Origin of the sequence: Novosphingobium fuchskuhlense (assembly GCF_001519075.1) — a bacterium.
GTDB lineage: Bacteria > Pseudomonadota > Alphaproteobacteria > Sphingomonadales > Sphingomonadaceae > Novosphingobium > Novosphingobium fuchskuhlense.
On record NZ_KQ954247.1, the window covers coordinates 1 to 18,794 of the forward strand.

General features: G+C 59.4%; 24 protein-coding genes. All 24 read right to left on the reverse strand.

The genetic code is table 11. The features are described from left to right. Positions 1–330 (reverse strand): hypothetical protein (locus tag AQZ52_RS18660; protein WP_156425034.1); only part of this gene is annotated, 330 nt, incomplete at its 3' end. An 8-nt stretch (positions 331–338) separates the two neighbouring features. Beyond that, complete coding sequence (locus AQZ52_RS17460; RefSeq protein WP_169793768.1) at positions 339–617, reverse strand: FliM/FliN family flagellar motor switch protein; 279 nt, start codon at positions 615–617, stop codon at positions 339–341. A gap of 16 nt (positions 618–633) precedes the next feature. Then, positions 634–1,383: a FliM/FliN family flagellar motor switch protein gene (locus tag AQZ52_RS17465; RefSeq protein WP_156425035.1), complete on the reverse strand. Its 750-nt coding sequence runs from the start codon at positions 1,381–1,383 to the stop codon at positions 634–636. A 6-nt stretch (positions 1,384–1,389) separates the two neighbouring features. Next, on the reverse strand, positions 1,390–2,532 hold the full coding sequence (locus AQZ52_RS17470; protein ID WP_067914217.1) for a flagellar hook protein FlgE: 1,143 nt from the start codon (positions 2,530–2,532) through the stop codon (positions 1,390–1,392). A 1-nt stretch (position 2,533) separates the two neighbouring features. Further along, positions 2,534–2,983, reverse strand: a complete 450-nt coding sequence (locus tag AQZ52_RS17475; protein ID WP_067914220.1) for a flagellar hook assembly protein FlgD — start codon at positions 2,981–2,983, stop codon at positions 2,534–2,536. Continuing rightward, positions 2,974–4,371, reverse strand: a complete 1,398-nt coding sequence (locus AQZ52_RS18665; protein WP_156425036.1) for a hypothetical protein — start codon at positions 4,369–4,371, stop codon at positions 2,974–2,976. Before AQZ52_RS18665 ends, AQZ52_RS17475 begins: the two co-directional genes overlap by 10 nt. Continuing rightward, the gene (locus AQZ52_RS17485) at positions 4,368–4,817 is read right to left on the reverse strand and encodes a hypothetical protein (protein WP_067914225.1); all 450 of its coding nucleotides are present in this window, start codon (positions 4,815–4,817) and stop codon (positions 4,368–4,370) included. Before AQZ52_RS17485 ends, AQZ52_RS18665 begins: the two co-directional genes overlap by 4 nt. Beyond that, the gene (locus tag AQZ52_RS17490; RefSeq protein ID WP_156425037.1) at positions 4,810–6,120 is read right to left on the reverse strand and encodes a FliI/YscN family ATPase; all 1,311 of its coding nucleotides are present in this window, start codon (positions 6,118–6,120) and stop codon (positions 4,810–4,812) included. The genes AQZ52_RS17485 and AQZ52_RS17490 overlap by 8 nt, the downstream gene beginning before the upstream one ends. Continuing rightward, the gene (locus AQZ52_RS17495; protein ID WP_067914229.1) at positions 6,117–6,761 is read right to left on the reverse strand and encodes a FliH/SctL family protein; all 645 of its coding nucleotides are present in this window, start codon (positions 6,759–6,761) and stop codon (positions 6,117–6,119) included. The genes AQZ52_RS17490 and AQZ52_RS17495 overlap by 4 nt, the downstream gene beginning before the upstream one ends. Next, positions 6,758–7,093, reverse strand: a complete 336-nt coding sequence (locus tag AQZ52_RS18670; RefSeq protein WP_156425038.1) for a hypothetical protein — start codon at positions 7,091–7,093, stop codon at positions 6,758–6,760. Before AQZ52_RS18670 ends, AQZ52_RS17495 begins: the two co-directional genes overlap by 4 nt. Then, positions 7,083–8,327: a flagellar basal-body MS-ring/collar protein FliF gene (fliF, locus tag AQZ52_RS17505; protein ID WP_067914235.1), complete on the reverse strand. Its 1,245-nt coding sequence runs from the start codon at positions 8,325–8,327 to the stop codon at positions 7,083–7,085. Before fliF ends, AQZ52_RS18670 begins: the two co-directional genes overlap by 11 nt. Before the next feature lie 5 nt (positions 8,328–8,332). Continuing rightward, positions 8,333–8,656 (reverse strand): flagellar hook-basal body complex protein FliE, encoded by a 324-nt coding sequence (gene fliE / locus AQZ52_RS17510; RefSeq protein ID WP_067914238.1) that lies wholly within the window; start codon positions 8,654–8,656, stop codon positions 8,333–8,335. Then, positions 8,656–9,024 (reverse strand): flagellar basal body rod protein FlgC, encoded by a 369-nt coding sequence (locus AQZ52_RS17515; RefSeq protein ID WP_067914241.1) that lies wholly within the window; start codon positions 9,022–9,024, stop codon positions 8,656–8,658. The genes fliE and AQZ52_RS17515 overlap by 1 nt, the downstream gene beginning before the upstream one ends. 56 nt (positions 9,025–9,080) lie before the next feature. Next, entirely contained in the window at positions 9,081–9,425 is a 345-nt protein-coding gene (locus tag AQZ52_RS18290) for a flagellar basal body rod protein FlgB (protein ID WP_169793769.1), read from the reverse strand. 10 nt (positions 9,426–9,435) lie between these two features. Then, on the reverse strand, positions 9,436–10,560 hold the full coding sequence (gene flgI / locus AQZ52_RS17520; RefSeq protein ID WP_082698255.1) for a flagellar basal body P-ring protein FlgI: 1,125 nt from the start codon (positions 10,558–10,560) through the stop codon (positions 9,436–9,438). Further along, complete coding sequence (locus AQZ52_RS17525) at positions 10,560–11,126, reverse strand: flagellar basal body L-ring protein FlgH (RefSeq protein WP_067914243.1); 567 nt, start codon at positions 11,124–11,126, stop codon at positions 10,560–10,562. The genes flgI and AQZ52_RS17525 overlap by 1 nt, the downstream gene beginning before the upstream one ends. Beyond that, a complete protein-coding gene (locus AQZ52_RS18295; protein WP_082698256.1) occupies positions 11,123–11,746 on the reverse strand; it encodes a flagella basal body P-ring formation protein FlgA in 624 nt (207 codons plus the stop codon). Before AQZ52_RS18295 ends, AQZ52_RS17525 begins: the two co-directional genes overlap by 4 nt. Beyond that, entirely contained in the window at positions 11,743–12,516 is a 774-nt protein-coding gene (locus tag AQZ52_RS17530) for a flagellar hook-basal body protein (protein WP_067914246.1), read from the reverse strand. The genes AQZ52_RS18295 and AQZ52_RS17530 overlap by 4 nt, the downstream gene beginning before the upstream one ends. Continuing rightward, complete coding sequence (locus tag AQZ52_RS17535) at positions 12,513–13,217, reverse strand: flagellar hook basal-body protein (RefSeq protein ID WP_067914249.1); 705 nt, start codon at positions 13,215–13,217, stop codon at positions 12,513–12,515. Before AQZ52_RS17535 ends, AQZ52_RS17530 begins: the two co-directional genes overlap by 4 nt. A gap of 159 nt (positions 13,218–13,376) precedes the next feature. Continuing rightward, complete coding sequence (locus AQZ52_RS17540; protein ID WP_169793770.1) at positions 13,377–14,507, reverse strand: tetratricopeptide repeat protein; 1,131 nt, start codon at positions 14,505–14,507, stop codon at positions 13,377–13,379. A 35-nt stretch (positions 14,508–14,542) separates the two neighbouring features. Then, on the reverse strand, positions 14,543–16,564 hold the full coding sequence (locus AQZ52_RS17545) for a flagellar biosynthesis protein FlhA (RefSeq protein ID WP_067914255.1): 2,022 nt from the start codon (positions 16,562–16,564) through the stop codon (positions 14,543–14,545). Further along, positions 16,561–17,634: an EscU/YscU/HrcU family type III secretion system export apparatus switch protein gene (locus tag AQZ52_RS17550; protein ID WP_067914257.1), complete on the reverse strand. Its 1,074-nt coding sequence runs from the start codon at positions 17,632–17,634 to the stop codon at positions 16,561–16,563. The genes AQZ52_RS17545 and AQZ52_RS17550 overlap by 4 nt, the downstream gene beginning before the upstream one ends. Next, the gene (locus AQZ52_RS17555; protein ID WP_067914262.1) at positions 17,634–18,389 is read right to left on the reverse strand and encodes a flagellar biosynthetic protein FliR; all 756 of its coding nucleotides are present in this window, start codon (positions 18,387–18,389) and stop codon (positions 17,634–17,636) included. Before AQZ52_RS17555 ends, AQZ52_RS17550 begins: the two co-directional genes overlap by 1 nt. Before the next feature lie 2 nt (positions 18,390–18,391). Next, a complete protein-coding gene (locus tag AQZ52_RS17560; RefSeq protein ID WP_067914265.1) occupies positions 18,392–18,661 on the reverse strand; it encodes a flagellar biosynthetic protein FliQ in 270 nt (89 codons plus the stop codon). Positions 18,662–18,794 lie beyond the last annotated feature (133 nt).

An 18,794-nucleotide genomic window follows, 5' to 3' on the forward strand; every position in this document is an offset into this window, starting at 1 on the left:
CGGTTCTTCGCAGAGCAGGGTCGAACTGCCGGCCTGGACGAGGACCAGGTAGCGACGGCTGCCGTGTTCGATCAGGGCCACATCGCCGTGCACGCTAATGCGGCGGACTTCTACAACCCGCAGTTCCTGGGGCGCCTTTGCCAGAGGAAGCATCCACTTCGCGAAGTCGTAGCCTCCTGCCCGGTGTCTGATGAGGAGTGCAGCGCAAAATGCGAAAGCACTGCAGACAACGACCGCGATGAATATCCGCAGGACCGGTATCTGGATCGGCTCCGCACCGCCAAGTTTGCTTGCTGAGGCGGCAACTTGCGCGAGGGCTTTAAGAGACATCATCCCTGTCAGGACACGATCTCTGTAAGCCGGACACCGAAATTGTCGCCGACGGCGACCACTTCGCCTCGAGCGATAACTTGACCGTTCAGCCGCAATTCGATGGCCTGATTGAGCTGGGTCGCCAATGCCAGGGCGTCGCCTTGTCTCAAGCGCTTGAGCTCGGCGATCGTGATCTTCGCCCGTCCGACAAAAGCCTCCAGCTCAACTTGCACCCCGTCGAGGACTGTATCGGACAGCACGCCAGACTTTTGCGCGGACGTTGAAGCTTTCACATTATCGACCACTGTCTTGACCTGCCTATCAAAAAATGAGCGTGAGAGTATTCTGTTCGGCAGCAAGCCGGCAGGACGAATTGGTCACCGCCGAGCCATCGACCACTAGGTCGACACCGGCTGAAACCGCCCGGTCAAGTGTCAAAACATCTCCGAGCGCAAGCGTGCCGAGCTCTGCCACGGACACCTGACAGCCACCAATTCTGGCACCAATCGTCACCTCGGTTTGGGCAAGCGCCTCGCCAAGGCTAGTGAGCTTCCGGGCAGTCTGCGGCGCGGGAGATATCGCCCCCTTGGCCAGACTGATGACGCAACTGGAAGAGAGCGCAATCTTGAGGTTTGGCCCAACCGCGCAGGCATAGTATGCCACCGGGCTTGTTTGCGCCTTCCATTCAGGTTGCTTGCCCAGCCCGAGCCGACCCTCAATCCGCCCACAAAGGTCTTGGATGCAGGCCTCTACTGCCTGATCGAGCAAGACATGATCCTGAGCTGTCCGTTCGGTTCCAATTGGCGGAACTCCAAACATGCAGGACTGCAAGCTCGCTCGCAGATCCGCCGATAGCCAGAGCCCAGCCGACGAGTCAGCTGTCCAAAGGCAAAGTTCATTTTCGCAGATGCCGCTTTCTTGCCAAGGCCCCGGCGCGCCGATCGCGCCGTGCCCCAGCCAGGACGCTGTCCAATCGGCCACCAAGGCAGCAGGATCGAATATCTCCAGCGCACGCGCGATGGCATTGATTGGCAGCCATGGCCTCCAGACAATACCAGCAGGCGTGCGCACAGCTTGTTACCCCTGCCCGCGAATGCCGAAGAGTTGCTGGATCATTTCATTGGAAACGCTGATGATCTGTGACGATGCTTGAAAGCCTCGCTGCACCAGAATGAGATCGGAGAATTCGGTAGTGAGGTCAACGTTCGATGCCTCGAGCCGCCGGGACTGGATTTTCCCGACCCGAGGATCACCGCTCTGCACGATTGTGCGCTGGCTATCACCGCTGCTTGTGAACAGGCCGCCGCTGCGCTGCTTGAGCGCCTCGGGATTGCGAAACTCCGCAATGGCGACGTTTCCCACCTGCGATTTCTGCGAGTTGGAATAGCCGAGCTCGAGCTGCCCATCGGTGTTGACGGTCACGCTCGTCAGCGTGCCGGTCGTGAAGCCATCGCTCGAGGCTGCCCTGAGGGTGGAGACGGTCCCGGACGAGAACGAAGTCACACCCGTCAAGTCAAGGTTCACGGTAAAGCCATGAGCTGCATCGGCTATGCTGACCTGCGCCGATTGCGAGTCAATCACGCCATTGGTGAACGTGATCGGCTTGGTCGCAACTGTCGTTCCGGCCTCGTCCTTGATGGTGACGTTCCAGGGCCCTGCAGCAGACGATTGATCCTTGTCGAAGGTGAGTTGCCAGGTGTGTTGACCACCAGAAGGATCATAGACCTTGACGTCGCTCACGCTGAAAGTTGTCGCGCTCGAGGAGAGGTTGTCCGCCATCGTGATCTTGGTTGTCGCCGACGGTTTGCTTGTTCTGACCGCATCGATCGAGACGGCTTGAGCCTTGCCGTTGGCATCAAGAGTGGCGAGGCGGTATTCGGTGCCCGAAAGCACGACAAAGCCATCTGAATTGACCTCGAAGCTGCCTGTACGGGTGTACACGGTCTCTTCACCGCGTTGGAGCACCAAAAACCCTGTCCCATCTATCGCAAGATCAAGATCACGGCTGGTTTGACGAAGTTCGCCCTGGGAAAAATTCGTCTGGTCAGTGGCATTCCTGACGCCGTCACCAAAGCCGGCCTCGCCCATCACACTTTGAAAGCTCACGTTCGAGCCCTTGAAGCCTTGCGCGTTGAGATTGGCAACATTCCCGCTGATGCGCTGCAGGCCCTGCGAGTAAGCAGACAGACCGCTCAAGCCGATGTAGATTGAACTCAACATGTTACTCTCCTAGCCGAATCTGAGAAATGCTCGATAGTGAAAGCTGGCCGATAGTTTGACCGTCCTTTGTCTTGATCGTCAGCAGCGGGTCGCCGTTCTGCAGTGTGACGGCCGTTACCGTGCCTGAAATAACCGCATTTCCTGATGGGATATCGATGGTTTTGCCCAAGAGCCCGGAAGCCTGAAGCGTACTTTGGGCCGACACCAGCGACTGAAGCCGGTCATTCATCGTCTGGCCCTGCTGGATCTGCGAGAATTGAGCGAGCTGCGAGACGAACTCGAAGTTATCAACGGGCTTCAGCGGATCCTGATACGTGAGCTGCGTCAGAATGATTTTCAGAAGCGATTCAAAGCTCAAACCGAATGCGTTGGTAGCGGTCGACTGCGTAGTCGGACTGGCCGCGCCAGTGGAACTTGACTGCCCGCTGCTCGTGACAGGTGCTAGCGCCATTGGTCATCTCCCCGCTGCTCATCGGACGGGGCCTGGCGTCCTCCAATGATGATCTTGCCGGCGACCATGCCGTACCGTGCCAGAACCTGTTTGACCTGCGCGAGCATCTGGGCATCACCCTGATCGACCTGCGGTATCCTGATCGTCACATTGACAACCTCGGTCTGGTCCATGCTTGCTGCAACGGCGACCATGCTAGCCGCGTTCGGATTTGCAATCGAAAATCTTCGGCCAGTCGAGGTGGTCTCGGAGATGGCACTGCGGGTCGATGCAGGACGCCTGCCATCTGTCACGTTCGGCAAAGCCGAATTCGTGTCCGTGCGCCGTGGGGCCATTTCGAATGCCGTTGATGGTCCCCAGCGCGTGGTACGCGGGCTTGGGTCATTGCCAACAGGATCGGAACTGATGGTCTCGCGAGAATTGGATTGAACCTCGGCATTCGGCAGGCTGATCGTGCTCGGCGCGACGCCAACCGTTTTGGCATGCGTATCCTCGCCTCCCAAGAAGGACGGAGAGGCTCGGCGGCTCGCTTCGGCTCGGTCAAGCGAGACCTCGCCAAACTGATTGCGTGAACCCGAAGCCTGCCGAGGTGATCCCGGGAGTTTCTCCGCCTCCGCGCTTGGGAACTGCCTGACCAGCGCGGGTGAAGCGGAAACTTGCTGAAAATGCGGCTGACCCTGCAGGGATTGAACGGGACTACCTGCTTCCACCTTAGCGGAATGCGGAAGTACATTGGGCCCCAGACTATTGTCTGCCGCGGGCGCAAACCCGACCGGCCGCGGGACCATCGGGGCGGCGTCGGCCGCATTGGCAATCTCAGGCAGCGTCTCCCCTGAATTGCTCAGCGATGGAGCGGTGACCGGAAGGCCCCGATCGTGGAGCAATCCAAGCGCAGCAAATCGGAGTGTGTGCGCGGGGAACGCTGCCTTTGAGACATTCACGATCTGGTCGATGTTGACCGCCGAGGTCGGCGCAACCTCTCCCAGGTCTATTGCAGGGCTTATCGCTGCGGCTGCCGGTAAGTCAGCGACGACCTCGATAGGCATTGAGGAGCCAGGGCCGGCGCCCAAACCGACCTGCACGTTGGCAAGCACCTCGGTACCTGCCACAAAATTGGCAGAAGTTTGTCCGAGTAGACTGATGTCACCCGCGTCCGATTCTGCTGGACGGAATTGTTCCGGGAATTGCGGATCGAAGTGCGCGGCCATTTCTTCAATTGGGCGCTTCACTGGAGCAAAGCGCGGTTGGAGCGGCCCTTTCGTCGCCATCGCACCCAAGATCTGAGCGAAATCCTGCTCAGGACCGGCAGCACCGCGTTCAGATGCCGTGATGTGCGAGGCGGGCACACCGCAATGCATGCTGTCGCTGGGGTGCGTGGGCGCGATCATCTAGCCCCCCAACGCAAGGTGACACGGTCGGCCATCTCGCCCAAACGAAGCTCCTCGCGGCGCCGCTCTCGCACCTTTCGCGCGCCTTGCAAAAGCGTTTTGCCAGCTTCATCTTCCGCCAGCGCCCGCTGCCATTGCTCTTCGCAGGCCGCCGAAGCAGCAACGCTGCGTTGATGCTCTCTTCGCATTTCCTGAACGCGTGCATCCTTTGCGAGAAGGTCCGCAGCCAACATCAGTCCAAATCCTGGATCGAAGAAGGAGCTGGTCAGATGCGCAGACCAGACAGAGGCTGCTGCCTCGCCAAGCTCATCGGCCAAGCGCAGAGCCTCAATGCGCTCGTCCAGCTCTGCAGCTGCAGCTTGAGCGTCATCCGCAGCCTTTTGCACCAGTATCGCCCTCAATTCGGCGACGACGGTAAGGTCGGAGACGTGCTGACCGTCAGACACGAGAGCCTCCGCGCTGGAGTGCGGCAGTTAGCTGCTTTCTTGTCGCGGCGAGCGAGCATCGCTCCGCGCTCGGCTGCGCGAGAAATTTCATCAATCCATCCCGGACCCTCAAGGAATGATCAATCTGCTGGCTCGCGCCTGCCCGGTAAAGGCCGCTTTCGATCAGCACACGGTTTTCCTCATATGTTGCAAGAACTTCCATGGCATCGCGGGCGTCTCCCGCCTGGCCGCTGTCCATCAGTCGTTCTGCCTGACGGCTTACACTGCGGACCACGTCTATGGCCGGAAAATGTCTTTTGTCGGCGAGGCGGCGCGATAGAATGATGTGTCCGTCCAGAAGGGACTTCATGATTTCGACGATTGGATCATCGACGTCATCGGTTTCGCTGAGCACCGTCATGACCGCAGTGATCGCACCTTCGCCATCGATGGCGCCGCAACGTTCAACGAGTTCTGGCAAGGCGGCAAACACATTTGGCGTATAGGCCCTGATCGTTGGCGGAGCGCCGGCTGCGAGACCAACTTCCCTGAGAGCCATCGCATAGCGCGTAACCGAGTCGATCACGAACAGCACATGCTCACCGCACGCGCGCCAATGGCAGGCGATGGCCAAAGCCTGCTCCACCGCCCGCACTCGCATGACCGCGCTTTCGTCCGATGTAGACGCGACCAAAGTCAAACGCTCTCGATCCTGATCGGCAGCGTCCCAGAGACCGGAAACCTCCCGTCCGCGCTCTCCTACGAGACAGACTACAATCCGGTCAGCATGCACCTGCCGGATGATCTGATCGATCAGACTGGTCTTGCCAACTCCGCTTGCGGCGAACACCCCGATGCGTTGCCCCTCGCCAAGTGTCAGGAGGCCGTCAATCGCGCGGATCCCCGTCTCGATCATCTGAACAGGTCCACGCCGTCTCAGCATACTGGCGGACGGCAACGCCGAGCGTTCAGTCCCGGTAACCGGCAGTCCACCGTCAATCGGGCGCCCCAACGCGTCGATCGCTCGTCCAGCAAAGCCGCTGCCTTTTCTGAGGGAAGCCCCGAACGTCGATGCCGTTACCCTGTCACCAGGTCTTGGCCGAAGCCTGTCCTCGAGGGTCATGAGGCTGATCCCGTCGCGATTTGCCGCAACAATCTTTGCGTAAGCGACCGCCTCTGTGTTCTGACTCTCGATAACACAGATGTCGCCAATCGCCCCGATTGGCCCGCTGGCTTCGATCGCTGGACCATTCACCCCGACGACATGCCCGAACGGCAGCCGGGTTTGCGTGTCCTCAAGCATCAGAAGGTACGGATGCTTCACTGGGCCCGCTCCCCGAGCATGGCCTGAAAGGCCTTCTCCAACTCACGCCACTGGCTAAGCGGAGCAAGATTTATGCTCCCCACATGTGCGTCGATCATACAGCTACCGCTAGCCAAGGAGCGATCTGCAGTCACATGTTCGGCAAACTCGCCCAGAGCATCACGCAGCCCTTCCTCGCCGATATCAGCAAAGTCTGCAGCGCTGATCCTGATTGTGACGCGCGCCAGCGCGGACTGTTCGCCCAACCAATTCCGGATGACCGAGATGACTTGCTCTGAGCGCTGATCGGCATCGTCAAATATCTTTGCCAGAGCCCTCCGGACCATGGCGGCTGCCAACTGATCAAGGTCGCCCATGCGCTCCTCGAAGCTACTGTGCGCCTGCGACAAGGCATCGCTAAGTTTCTCGGCACGCGCCTCCGCTTCCTTGCGTCCAGCTGCTTCGCCATCCAGACTGGCTTGACGAATGTCCGCCACCCGGCGCCGCTCTTGCTGGGCCAGTTCGCGTTCAAGTTCCGCAATTCTGGCCGATAGCCGCAGCTTTTCGTCATCCGGTTGCGCTGATCGAGAGGCAGTTTCAGCGCTCTGCGGCAATGGAAAGGCAAGGCTGGACGCAGCATCACCGCGCAAGATCCTGGTCATGCCGGGCTCTGCCTGGACAGAGAGCTGAGCATTTGGGCACCGCCCAAAAGGCTGCGCAATGCCGGTGTCTCGGCCGCGGTCGCACCAATACCACCGGCGACCAAAGCAGTCCGTGCGGCATGCGTAACCAGCCCGTTGTTGCCATCCAGGATGTCCTGCATCCACAGGCTATGGCTGCCGTCAATGGGCAGCGCTTGCCCCTTGGTGCGGCGCAGGGAAGCCAAAACAACACTGCGTTCTGCCTCATCGAGAAGATTCAGCACGGCGTCGAGATCATGGTCTGGCAGAGATTCCAGTTCTGAAATAATTTCCGTCGGCAGATCATTCGCCATAGCGAGCCTCCCCGTTTGGGCTGAGCGCTGTGCGGATGCGCGCCGCGAGATCGGCGTGATACGATGCTGGAAGCGTGCCCGTGCGCCGGCGCGTACCCAGAAAAATCCAGTAGGCCACGAAACCGCAAAGACCAATCAACGCCCCGCCAACGAGCAGCAACGGGCTTAACGCAGAGGGGTCCGCGCGCGCTTGCGCCTCGCCCGGCTTCACTGGGGGTGCGATGGGCTCGGGCAGTGCGGTCGGCATTGCGCCAGTTGGCAGCGTGCCGGTTTCAAAGGCGATGAGGTCACCATTTGACGGCTTGTATCCGATAGCGACCCTGGCAATTTCCTCGATCCGCGCCTGCTGGTCCGGTTCGAGCGGATACGGTGTGAGGAGTGTGGTGCGCACACCAAAGGTACGCTTGACCTCGCCTTGTGCCGCAGGATCGGAGGGCTGGGGATTGGAAGTGGATTGCAGGGCAAGGACTTTCACGTCGAAGCGTAGCTCCGGGATTGCCGTTTGCAGTGCTCCGCGAAGTCGAGCCCTCAAAAGGTGTTGCACCGCGCGGCGCTCTTCGGTTTCCGGTGACGCAATTGCATCTGGATCATCGTTGGCTGATCCGCTCAGAAGACTGCCGCTCTCGTCGACTACCGTCACGGCACCAGCCTCAAGATCCGGTACAGCCGAAGCGACCAGGTGCTGAAGGCTCGCGACCCGCATGGGATCGAGAGGCGTGTCAGAGCGCGTGCCAATCTGGACAGAGGCCTTGGCTTCGCTTCGGACAGAACGGAACAAGGATTTTTCCGGCAGGGCAAGATGAACGCGCGCGGTCTCTATCCCGTCGATCGACAGGATCGTTCTTTCGAGTTCGCCCTGCAGGGCCCGCTGGTAGTTTATCTTTTGCGCAAAGTCGGTGAGGCCCATGTCAGATTTGTTGAACAACTCGAATCCGGTCGTTGTGCCGGGGCTGACATCGGATCCGGCGATCGCCAGGCGCGCTTCACCAACCTTGTCGCTCGGCACTTCAATGGCTGAGCCGTCCGGCACCAGTCGGAAAGCTATGCTCTTTGAAGACAGGACTTTTGCAATAGACGCAGTTTGCTGCGCGCGAAGCGCAGTAAATACGGGTACATAGTCCGCGCGAAGGAAAAAGTAGTAGCCGCCTGCCAGCGCCGCAAAAATCGGTAAGAATGCCAAAATGATGATACGAACCGAGATGCGGTTCACCAGACCCGGTTGAGCATCGCTCATCGCCGTCAGAGCTGCATGTTCATGATTTCGCGGTAGCCTTCCAGGAGGCGACTGCGGACTTGCATGGCCAACTCAAGCGAAATCCGGGCCTGTTCGAGTGCGATTGTGACCTGATGAACCGGGATCGGCTCGCCAAGTGCAAAGCGCTGTACAAGCGAATCTGCGGCGGCGATCTGATGATCGACTTTGTCCAGGCCGGACATCATGATTTTTGAAAAGGAAGCCGTCCCTTGGTCCATCGCATTGACGGGCAATGCAGTGACTTCCCGGGGCATGGCATTCACGTCAGAAAGCCGAAGCGCACCAATACCCTCAATCGCGGCGCTCATTAGCCTCTCCCGATTTCAAGCGCTTGCCGGTCCATCTGCGCCGCAATGCCGAGCGCTGTCACGTTGGCCTCGTACGATCGGGAGGTCCGGATCAGCAAAGCCATTTCTGCGGTGTTATCGATCAGCGGAAAGGTGACGAAGCCGTCGGGTCCAGCCTCGGGAGCTGTGGGATCGTAGACGCGCCGCTCAGCGCCAGCGACCGGTTCAAGCCCGATGACCTTGACCTCTCCAGCATGATCCTTGCCATTTCGGGCAGCCAATGCATCCGAAAACGACCCTGCAGGACCGGAAATCAGTCGCAAGGCATGGTAAGGTGCTGTTCCTGCCGGTGCGACGGAGTTGAGATTGGCGAGGTTGGCGGCAATCACTTGCAGCCGTTGCCATTCGACCTCGAGACCTGAGCGGCTTATTGCTTCGGCAGTACTCACCCCTGACCTCCACCAACTGCGATACGGGACAGTTCAAATTCTCGTCCCAGCAGACCAAGCATTGCGCTATAGCGCCCGGCGGTTTGGGATGCTTCGAGCACTTCAAGGTCCATCCGGACTTCACCGGATTTTTGGCCTTGCACGGGTTCAACGGTAATCGGGACAGCTGCTACTTCGGATGCGTTGTGCGACGCAGCAAGACGCAGAGCATCCTCAAAGCGAACTTGCTGAGGGCTGAAACCCCGAGAGTTTGCATTGGCGATATTGGATGCGATCACGTCCATCCTGCGGGACAGGCCGTCGAGCGCCTTTGCAAGTACTGCCGAAGAAACCGGATCCATTGTCTTGGCCCTATTGTACGATGATTTCGGCGTGCAGCGCGCCGGCTGCCTTGACCGCCTGGAGCACGCTGATGATACCTCGCGTGTCGACATGCGCTCTGGTAAGCGCCAGAACCAGATCTGCCACTGTCGTGTTCGGCAACGACACCACGGCGTCGCGTTGACCTTGTTCGACCTCCAATTTGGTGTTGGTCACAACCAGGCTCGCGATGTCGCTGGCGTATCCGCCGACGAAGGATGGCTGCGACGCAGTCCGCTGGCCGGTAATGCGCACGCGAATGTCGCCTTGTGCTATGACGACGCTGGAAAGACGAACAGCGCCGCCGGCCACAATGGTGCCCGTTCGCTCGTTGACGACAACCCTGGCAGCCTGCCCGGGCTCCACAAGGACCGCTTCAAGGCGTGACATGAACCACGCGAAGCCCGGTCTTGCGCCGTCATATCGCACGCGAACCTCATCGGCATTTTGCACCATTGCTATGTTTGCTCCGAGACGGGCATTGATTGTTTCGGCGATCCGGTTGGCCGTCCCGAAATCCGGCTCGCTCAGCAGAAATCCGACGGTGCCGTCATTTCCAAGTATCTGTGCATCCACAGGCGCCTCGACCGTGGCGCCACCTTCCAGTGTTGCCGTGGTTGGATAATTGCGTTGCTGTCGATTGAGGTCGCTTTCGAAACTGTAGCCACCTGCAACGACCTGACCTTGGGCAAGCGCGTAGACGCGTTCGTTTGGGCCCATTAGCTGCGTCATCAAAAGCGTGCCGCCGGCGAGACTGCGCGCATCACCTATTGATGAGACTGTTGCAGATATACGGTCACCAACATTGGCAGAGGCCGGCAGTACGGCCGTCACGATGACGACCGCGACATTCCTGCTGTTTATCTGTTCGTCCGCGACATTGGTGCCAAGGCGGCCGAGAACATTGCGCAAGGCTTGCCGGGTTACGGCACTGCGAGAGGAATCGCCCGATCCAGACAGACCTGTCACAAGGCCCGTACCGATCAGCGCATTCTCCCGCCAACCTTGAAATCGTCCGAGGGCAGTCAGCGGGACGGCCTGCGCATGGACAGGTGCACACCACGCGAGCCCGGAGAGCAGAAGGGCCGCCTGAAGAATGAAGTGGGCGCGCGGCATCAGCCCAGGCCCAGGAAACGGAATATCCGGGACACGATTCCAGGCTTTGCGCTTCCGGCCAAGAACCCGCGGCCTTCAAAGAAAATCCGTGCGCTCGCAATACGACTGGAGAGGACGCGGTTGTCGCTAGCGATGTCCGCTTGCCTGACGCGTCCTTCAAGATCGATCTGGGTGCGCTCACCGTTGATCCGCATTTGCTGCCGCCCGCCGACCACAAGATCGCCATTCGGCAAAACTTGCCGAACCTCGACCGAAATCTGGGCCACGACCCGGTCGCTGCGCTGTAGTCCGCCGCCACCGTTTGCTGCGCCGCCCAATTGCAGGTTGGCGCTCTCGTTCACGTGTCCGGCGGCAAACGATCCGCCAATCTGACTGTTCCGCTGCGAATCGAGCTTGACGGTGTTGCTCGTCTCGGTCTGCTCAAAGACCACGACAGTAAGTGTATCACCGATCTGCCGGGCGATACGATCGGATGCCAAGGCTGCGAAGTTCCCCGGACGATAAAGATCATCCGCAAGCCCGATTTGGGGAACCAGGAGGAGCGCGCCGCAAACAAGGTATCTCATGGTGCGAGCCCTGAAGAAAGGTCCGCAGCGAAAATGCGGCGTTCGCGGTCGCGGACGAAGATGCGGCGACCTGCCTCACCGTTCTGCAAGGCGACGACATCACGCTCGATCGTTACGGGACCGATCCGGGAGACAAGCGTCACTGCTTCTCCTGCACTCACAGCCTTGCGACGAGAGAGCAAAAGGCGGCCCAGCGAAGCACCCGCCGGTACGGCGCTCATGGCAATGGTTTGCCCGCGCTCGGTCCTCAAACCGTGCAGCGCCTCCAATGATGTCGTGCAGGGTGATGCAGTCACATCGTCTTGGTCGATCGCCCTGCCCTCAGGAATGAGACGGCGCGCATTCCAGCATTGCTCACCCCGCACCGGATTTGCCGAAACGACAAAGACGTACTCAGCGGCAGGCGTTCCGGTCTGCACCGTCAGGTTTGCCCGCGCCAGCAGGCGAACAAGCGCCTGGTTCGACAAAATCACGGAAGATCGATCAGGCGGAATTTGCGCGATGATCGCATCACCGCCGTGACTGGAAACCGCCACATCGCGTGCACGTATATTGCGTCCTTGAAGTTCGATCCGACCGGGCTGCACAAGGACCGCTGCCATTGCCAAAAGCCCGATCACCGCTTGAGCCCGTTGGCGATCCCTGCCATCTGATCGGCGGCCTGGATGACTTGCGCGTTTGCCGCGTAAGCTCTCTGAACAAGCAGAAGAGACACCATCTCAGTCGTCAAATCGACATTGCCGCGTTCAAGGGCGCCCTGCACGAGGGTTCCGGTTCCTGGAAGGCCTGGCTCCATTGTCCGAAGCGATCCGGCATCATCCACGCGGTAGAAACCGCCATCGAGGGCAACGAGACCATCGATATCCTCTGACTTGACCACTTCGATCCGGCCAATTTCAGTGCCTTGTGGATGGTCCTCTGTCGTTGCGGAGACCGTCCCGTCAGCAGCTATGGAGATTGAACTCGCGTCAGCTGGCACAGAAACCATGGCCTTCAACGGGAAACCGCCGGAGGCTGACTCCAGTATCCCGTCTTTGCCGAGCTTGAGGTGACCGCCGCGCCACAGGTAGGTTTGTCCGTTGGGACCGAGCAGTTCGATGAAGCCATGTCCGTCGATGGCAATATCCATCGGCGAGCCGCTTCGATCGATCTGACCAGGTTCGTCAATCGATGGCACGGACTTTGCCTGCACACCTGCCACCGAGAATTGCGTGTCCAGATCGGGGGCTGGAGTGTCGGGACTACTTCTTACAGCCAAGACTGCCGAAAAGCGCACGTCCGAACGTTTGAACGAAGGTGTGTTGATGTTGGCGATGTTGTTCGAGAGGGTGTCAAGAGCCCGCTGCTGCGCATCGAGCCCCACTGCACCGACATAAAATGCCCCGTTCATCGGCCAGCCTGACCAAGGGTCGCGAACGCCTTGCCGAGCAGCTCATCGTAAGTCTGTATAAGCTTTGCACCAGCCTCGGTTTGACGCAGGGCCGCCATCATTGTGACCATCTGCTCGCCCGTATCGACATTGGAAGCTTCCAGAAAACCTTGTCGCAAGCCGGCTGTGTCGGAGGCCTGAGGAGATGATCCGAGGTCAAAATGCGCGCCATCGACTGAGCTCGCCTGATCGATTGACGCCGGTTCAAAGACGCCTGCCCGGCCGGTCGCATGGCCGTCCTCCATGACGACACCATCTTCGAGGATTTCCGGCGTTTGGCTCGCAACGACTAAGTCGCCTCCGTTCGCCCGCTGGAGAACACCGCCCTGCGTGGAGACCAGCAACCCGTCCTTTGACCGCACAAATTGCCCGTTCCTGATGTAGGAAATGCTATCGCCCGACCGCACGGCCAGATAGCCGCTACCCATTACGGCAAGGTCGAATGGCCGCCCGGTAGAAATCAGCTTTCCTTGGTCCAGCCTTGCGCGCGTTTGTTCAAGCGCGCTTGAAAAACTCTCCGTTGGCATTGTCGCCAACCTGCGTGTTGAATGGACCTGTTTGAAGCCGGGCGTGCTGACGTTCGCGACATTCGTGCCCGCCAACTCAAGTTGCCGCGCCGAGCTTGTCATGATGGCGGTCGCAGAATCGATCAAGCTGCTCATCGGACCCTCCCTGACCCGTATAAGCCCTTAGTCCGTGCTAACGGTCAAGGGCCGTTCCGTTCATTTTGGAGAGATTTTCCATTTAGGCATTTGCCGGGTCGCCAAATGACATTTTTATTTCAAAACAGATAGATGAGAAGGTTTTAGAACGCTCTATGGCTAGCGGAGCCCCATTTTGGCGAGCGATTGGGCAATAGTCCGGCCGTCCTTGCCAATTGGCACGTTGACAGCCTTCTCGAAGATCACACGAGCCTTGTCCTGGTCTCCATCAGCGCTTGCCAATAGGGTTCGAGCGAATGCTGCCGAGAAGCAATTGCGATCCAGTCTGGTTGCCACTTTGACCCGTTCAGCAGCGCTCGACAGCAACCCTTCCTGAATTTCGATGACGGCCATTGAGCCATGCGCCTCGCTGAATGTTGGGTCGAGTGCGAGCGCATGTTCGAAAATGCGCCGTGCTTCTGCATAGTCTTGACCAACAAAGCGGGCCCAACCTGCAGCAATCCACGAACCGAGATGATCGCCAAACAGTTCGGCACCCTTTTCGATATCGCGGGCAGCGTCCAGCGGGTCCTGATCCAGCAATTTGGCAAGGCCGCGCCCTACCCATGCACGCGGTACATCCTGCCTGATCGCCAGAGCTCGTTCAAAGACCCTCCGAGCGGTCGCAGCATCTTCCTCGCCCAGGGCCAACGTCCCGAGGGTCGTTAAAGCGTCGGACTGCTCACCAGCGCGCGCCGCCGTTTCCGCCGCAAGCTCCAAATCCTCGCAGTCGATGGCCAGCACAGACACGGCCCCCAGCAGCCCCGGGTGTTCAGGGTGACATTCAAGCAGCTGTTTGGCCTGGTCCATCGCTTCGTCAAGGTTGCCCAGCTTGTGTAGGAGCTGCACCTTTAGTGTCGCAGCCTGGGGCAAAATACGAGCTGTCTGATCGGTCAGAACTGGCAAAGCTTCTTCAGACCGGGATAGAACGGCCAGCGACCATGCCAGATTGAAGCGTGGTCCCGGCTCGTCTTCACCAGTCTCGCGCGCCACTGTTTCGAAGCACTCGACTGCCAAATCAAAGCGCTTGGCCTTGATAGCGGCAAGACCAAGGACATTCAGTTCTGAAAATGAGAGCGAATCCACCTGTCCTGCGCGCTCCAGCAGCGCGATGGCCTGGTCGGGATCGCCTGCTTCCAAAGCCAAATCCGCCGTTTCCAGGAGCAGTCGCCTGTTCTTGGGATCCTGCTTGAGGAAACCCAGCCTGGCCGCAAGTTTCCGCAAGAGGGCTTCATTGTCACCGTCGGTCATCGTCATTCCTTGCCAAGGGCCAGAACGCTGGAGCGTCAGGCCTCGATTCGCACAATATCGTAGGATTTAAGGCTGATCCGCATCGGTATCTCGTTTACCGAGAGAATCGAAAGCTTCGGCAATGTGCGCCGGGTGAAGGCCCTGAGATGACGCCTTAAGTCCGGGCCACAGAGCAATACCGGTGAGCGCCCTTCCTTCAGCATCGCTTCCGAAATTGCCGACAACTTGCGGATCAGTTTTTCGGCCAGGCTGGGTTCGATCGGTAAGCTGCCAATGCCGGCCGCCTGAAGGCTGGCCGTGATCTGGTTTTCGATACGCGGATCGAGGCTGACAACAGCGAGGTCCGGGTGCGTGCCGCGCAACTGACTGCAAATCGCATAACTGAGGCGTTGTCGCACGAGCTCGGTCAGGTCTCCGGGATCACGGGATGTCCGCGCAAGGTCCGCAAGGTTCTCCATGATCAAGTCGATGTTTGCGATCGAGACGCCCTCACCAAGCATGTTCTGGAGAACCCTCTGGATGTCCGAGATCGACAGCTGACCTGGAATAATCTCCTCAAGCAAGCCCGGTTGCCGCTGGCGCACGCCTTCCAGCAACCGCATGATGACTGGGCGTGTCACGAGCGTCGACATCTCTGAACTGATGATCTCGGAGAAGTGCGTCATCAGGACAGTCACTGGATCGACCACCTGAAGGCCTTTGCTGCGCAGCAATTCCGCATCAGCTTCGTCCACCCAAATCGCGGGCAGGCCGAAAGTGGGATCTGTTGTGCGGGTGCCTTCTATGTCGAGCGGCACCTGGTCCCGCGCAATCGCAAGGACTTTATCCGGTCTGGCCTCGCCATGTCCAAATCTCGCACCAAAAAGCCGAATTTCGTATTCAAAAGCGCCGAGTGCTGCTCCGTCGATAAACCGAACCTGCGGGAAATCGATCCCGAAGCCGGTTTCCTGTGCTTTGCGCATGCCTTCGATGCGGTCGAGCAGCACAGCCTCCAGGTTTTTCCACGCGTCGGCGAGTTCAGGTCCAAACCGTACCTCGATAGGTGCGACCGACGGGACCGCCGTGCGCTTGGCTTGGTGCTCTGCGGCCTCAAGCTTCTGTTCCACCCCAGTCTCGCGGCGCATGCGGCGCCAGGCGAGATATCCGAGCCCCAGCATGAATATGATTGGCCACTTGGGCATCCCGGGAAGCAAGAGCAATGCGGCAAGTACGCCAGTGACAATAAAGGGAATCCGGGGAATTGACGCAAGTTGGCGGAATATTTCGGTAGATAGGTCAGCGTCCGAGGACGAACGCGTCACGATGATGCCAGTCGCTACCGAGATGATCAACGCGGGCAACTGCGCAGCGATTCCGTCTCCTATGGTCAGAAGCGTGAAATGCTGCAGAGCCTCGCCCCATTCCATATCGAGCTGTGCGATACCTACGATCCACCCTGCTATGATATCGATGAGCAAGATGATGATCCCGGCGATCGCATCGCCTTTCACAAACTTGGAAGCGCCGTCCATCGCGCCATAGAAGCTGGCTTCCCGCTCAAGCCCGGTACGGCGGCGCACGGCCTCTGTCTGATCGATCAGTCCCATGTTGAGATCTGCGTCGATGCTCATTTGCTGGCCAGGCATGGAATCGAGCGTGAAGCGCGCAGCGACTTCCGATACCCGCTGCGCGCCCGACGTGACAACGATGTACTGGACGACCACGAGGATCGAAAAGACGACGAGGCCGACAACAAAGTTGCCCTGCACCGCGAAGGTTCCGATCGAGCCGATCACCTGACCGGCATTGGCCCCGGTCAAGATCAACCGTGTGGCGGCGACGTTGAGAGCCAGGCGAAAAAGCGTCGCCACCAGCAGAAGGGAGGGAAACGTAGAAAATTCAACAGGCTTGCTGACGTAGAAGGTCAGCAGGAGAATTGTCAGGGCCAAGCCGAAGTTCGCGATAATCGAAATGTCGAGAATGGCAGCAGGGACCGGTGCGAACAGAATGATGAGAATGCCGAACACCGCGCCAACGAGCGCCAGGTCCTGGTTGTTCTTGAGAAATCTTGCGATCATGTCTTCGCGGTCCGGCCCGGCTGAAGCTTGAAATAGAGGTCGGCAATGGCGTGAAAGGTATCACTGGGCACGGCCTGGTCCATCGCTGTGCTGGCAAAGAGCGTGCGGGCCAGCTCCGGTACTTCGAAGACTGGAATGCCGAGCTGGATCGCACGGGCCTTCAGCTGCGCGGCATGCCTGTCCGCCCCTTTGGCGGTCACAACAGGCGCATCCATCTCGGCAGGTCGATATTTGAGGGCGACAGCAAAGTGCACGGGGTTGACGATCAACATGTCCGAGCCCGAAAGGTTTGCAAGACCTTTCGACTGCTTCACAAAGCTTGCATGCAGCTGCTTGCGCTTTGATTTGATGCGGGGATCACCTTCGCGCTCGCGCACTTCACGAGTCACTTCGCGGCGGCTCATCCTCATTTGCGTGGCAAAGGAACCGCGCGCAAGTACTTGGTCCAGCGCCGCGAACGGGATCGCGATGAGCAGGAAGATATAGACGAGCTTGGTACCTGCGTGCTGCAGTGCGGCGACGACGTGCGCAGCATCGGTCATGGTCAGCTCATTGGTGCTGACGGCCTGCCGGATGGCGAGGATGGCTGCCACTGAATAGACGACCATCTTCGCGATGCTCTTGCCTGCCTCTTTCAGCATCTTCATCGAGAAGATTCGCTTGAGCCCCTGCGCGGGATTCAGCCGACTGAAATCGGGCTTGAGCGGCGTGGTGCTGAACATTAAGCCGCGAAGTTGGACGATCTCGACGAAGAGCACCAGCGCCATCAAGGTTCCCCCAAACAGCACCACCGGTCGCACCGAGGGCCAGATTGCGCCTGCTGCCAGAACCTCGACCGATCGGGGATTGCCGACAGCCCGCATACCATCGATCATGGTTGTGCGCGCGATAGTCGCCAGATTGGCGAACATACGCTCACCCGCTACCGCCGCGAAAATCGCGATCCCCGCCAATGAGGCCACGAACCCCAGATCCATACCCTTGGCGACCTGCCCCTTTTCCCGCGCCTTGCGCAGCTTGAACGGGGTCGCCTCCTCGGTCCGGTTCTGCTCCTGCCCTTCCTGAGCCATCAGGCACGCCCTATCAGATCTGGCGCCATCTCGAACGCGGTCCTGAGCAATCGCACGATCACGCTGGCCGAGAGGCTCAGGCTCACTGGCAGCAGCAACAGCATCACGATGGCTTTCACCTGAAAGCCCAGCAGCATGACATTCATCTGCGGCAAAGTGCGCGACATGAAAGCGATCGCAAGATCCGTGAGGAACAAGGCAAGAATAATCGCGCCGCCAATTCCGCAGGCGATCGTGAAGCACGTGGAAAGGAGCGCGGCCAGCGCAGCCGGGCTCAGCGACACCGGGCTGCCGATAGGCATCGCTGTCATCGAGGTTGAGAGCAGCGCGAGCAGATTCGCCGGTCCGTCACCGGAAAAGAACAGTGCGCCAGCGGCGTAAAGGAACACAGTGCCTGCGAGCGGTAGCTGCGCACGTGTTGTGGGATCGACCAGTGCAGCAAGACCGAACCCAGCCTGGATATCCATGAGCCGCCCGATAGTCAGCAGCGCGGCAAAGGCGGCGTGCAAGCACAATGCGAGCGCGATCCCGATGATGAGTTCAATGGCCGCCACCGAGGCGAGCAGCCCTGGGCTGGCTGTCAAGCGCACTTGCGGCGGACTGCCGACTGAAAGCCACGCCCCGATAGAAAGCGCCAGCAGCGCCCGCACGATCCCCGGCGTGCGAACCGATGTGAAGGGTTGCGCAAAGCCGATAGCGGGTACAACCCTGAGGCTTGCCAGAATGCTTGCGAGCGCCTGCTCTTCGAGGCCCATGGTCAATTCACGATAGTCGGGATCGTGAGATAAAGCGTCCGCGCAAACTCGGTGACCCGGCCCATCATCCACGGACCGATTGCAATGAGCATAAACGTGGCTGCGAGGATCTTGGGTACATAGCTCAGGGTCATTTCCTGCAGCTGTGTGGTCACCTGGAATACACTGATCAGCAGCCCGACCAGCAAGGTTGCTGCCAGCACCGGCCCCGCGACATAGATACAGGTCCACAGCATATCATTCAGCAGGCCGAGCGCCCGATCCCCCCCCATGAAGCTGATGCCGTCCCTTCTTTTTTCCGCCGTAGGCAAAGTGCTGCGCCCATTTCGCGCAATCACGTATCACGGAGTTTGCGCCTGTGGGAGGAGGGGCAGCGGAAATGGAGGTAAAATAGTTGCCAGGCCG

Bases quoted from the DNA above. Each gene is read 5' to 3' on its own strand.
- AQZ52_RS17495 (WP_067914229.1), bottom strand. From the start codon at position 6,761: ATGACCAGGATCTTGCGCGGTGATGCTGCGTCCAGCCTTGCCTTTCCA.
- AQZ52_RS17555 (WP_067914262.1), bottom strand. From the start codon at position 18,389: ATGGGCCTCGAAGAGCAGGCGCTCGCAAGCATTCTGGCAAGCCTCAGG.
- AQZ52_RS17525 (WP_067914243.1), bottom strand. From the start codon at position 11,126: ATGAGATACCTTGTTTGCGGCGCGCTCCTCCTGGTTCCCCAAATCGGG.
- AQZ52_RS17540 (WP_169793770.1), bottom strand. From the start codon at position 14,507: ATGACCGACGGTGACAATGAAGCCCTCTTGCGGAAACTTGCGGCCAGG.
- fliE (WP_067914238.1), bottom strand. From the start codon at position 8,656: ATGAGCGCCGCGATTGAGGGTATTGGTGCGCTTCGGCTTTCTGACGTG.
- fliF (WP_067914235.1), bottom strand. From the start codon at position 8,327: ATGAGCGATGCTCAACCGGGTCTGGTGAACCGCATCTCGGTTCGTATC.
- AQZ52_RS18665 (WP_156425036.1), bottom strand. From the start codon at position 4,371: ATGATCGCGCCCACGCACCCCAGCGACAGCATGCATTGCGGTGTGCCC.
- flgI (WP_082698255.1), bottom strand. From the start codon at position 10,560: ATGCCGCGCGCCCACTTCATTCTTCAGGCGGCCCTTCTGCTCTCCGGG.
- AQZ52_RS17550 (WP_067914257.1), bottom strand. From the start codon at position 17,634: ATGGCTCAGGAAGGGCAGGAGCAGAACCGGACCGAGGAGGCGACCCCG.
- AQZ52_RS17475 (WP_067914220.1), bottom strand. From the start codon at position 2,983: ATGGCGCTAGCACCTGTCACGAGCAGCGGGCAGTCAAGTTCCACTGGC.
- AQZ52_RS18290 (WP_169793769.1), bottom strand. From the start codon at position 9,425: ATGGATCCGGTTTCTTCGGCAGTACTTGCAAAGGCGCTCGACGGCCTG.
- AQZ52_RS17470 (WP_067914217.1), bottom strand. From the start codon at position 2,532: ATGTTGAGTTCAATCTACATCGGCTTGAGCGGTCTGTCTGCTTACTCG.
- AQZ52_RS17530 (WP_067914246.1), bottom strand. From the start codon at position 12,516: ATGAACGGGGCATTTTATGTCGGTGCAGTGGGGCTCGATGCGCAGCAG.
- AQZ52_RS17545 (WP_067914255.1), bottom strand. From the start codon at position 16,564: ATGATCGCAAGATTTCTCAAGAACAACCAGGACCTGGCGCTCGTTGGC.
- AQZ52_RS17560 (WP_067914265.1), bottom strand. From the start codon at position 18,661: ATGGGGGGGGATCGGGCGCTCGGCCTGCTGAATGATATGCTGTGGACC.
- AQZ52_RS18670 (WP_156425038.1), bottom strand. From the start codon at position 7,093: ATGGCGAATGATCTGCCGACGGAAATTATTTCAGAACTGGAATCTCTG.
- AQZ52_RS17535 (WP_067914249.1), bottom strand. From the start codon at position 13,217: ATGAGCAGCTTGATCGATTCTGCGACCGCCATCATGACAAGCTCGGCG.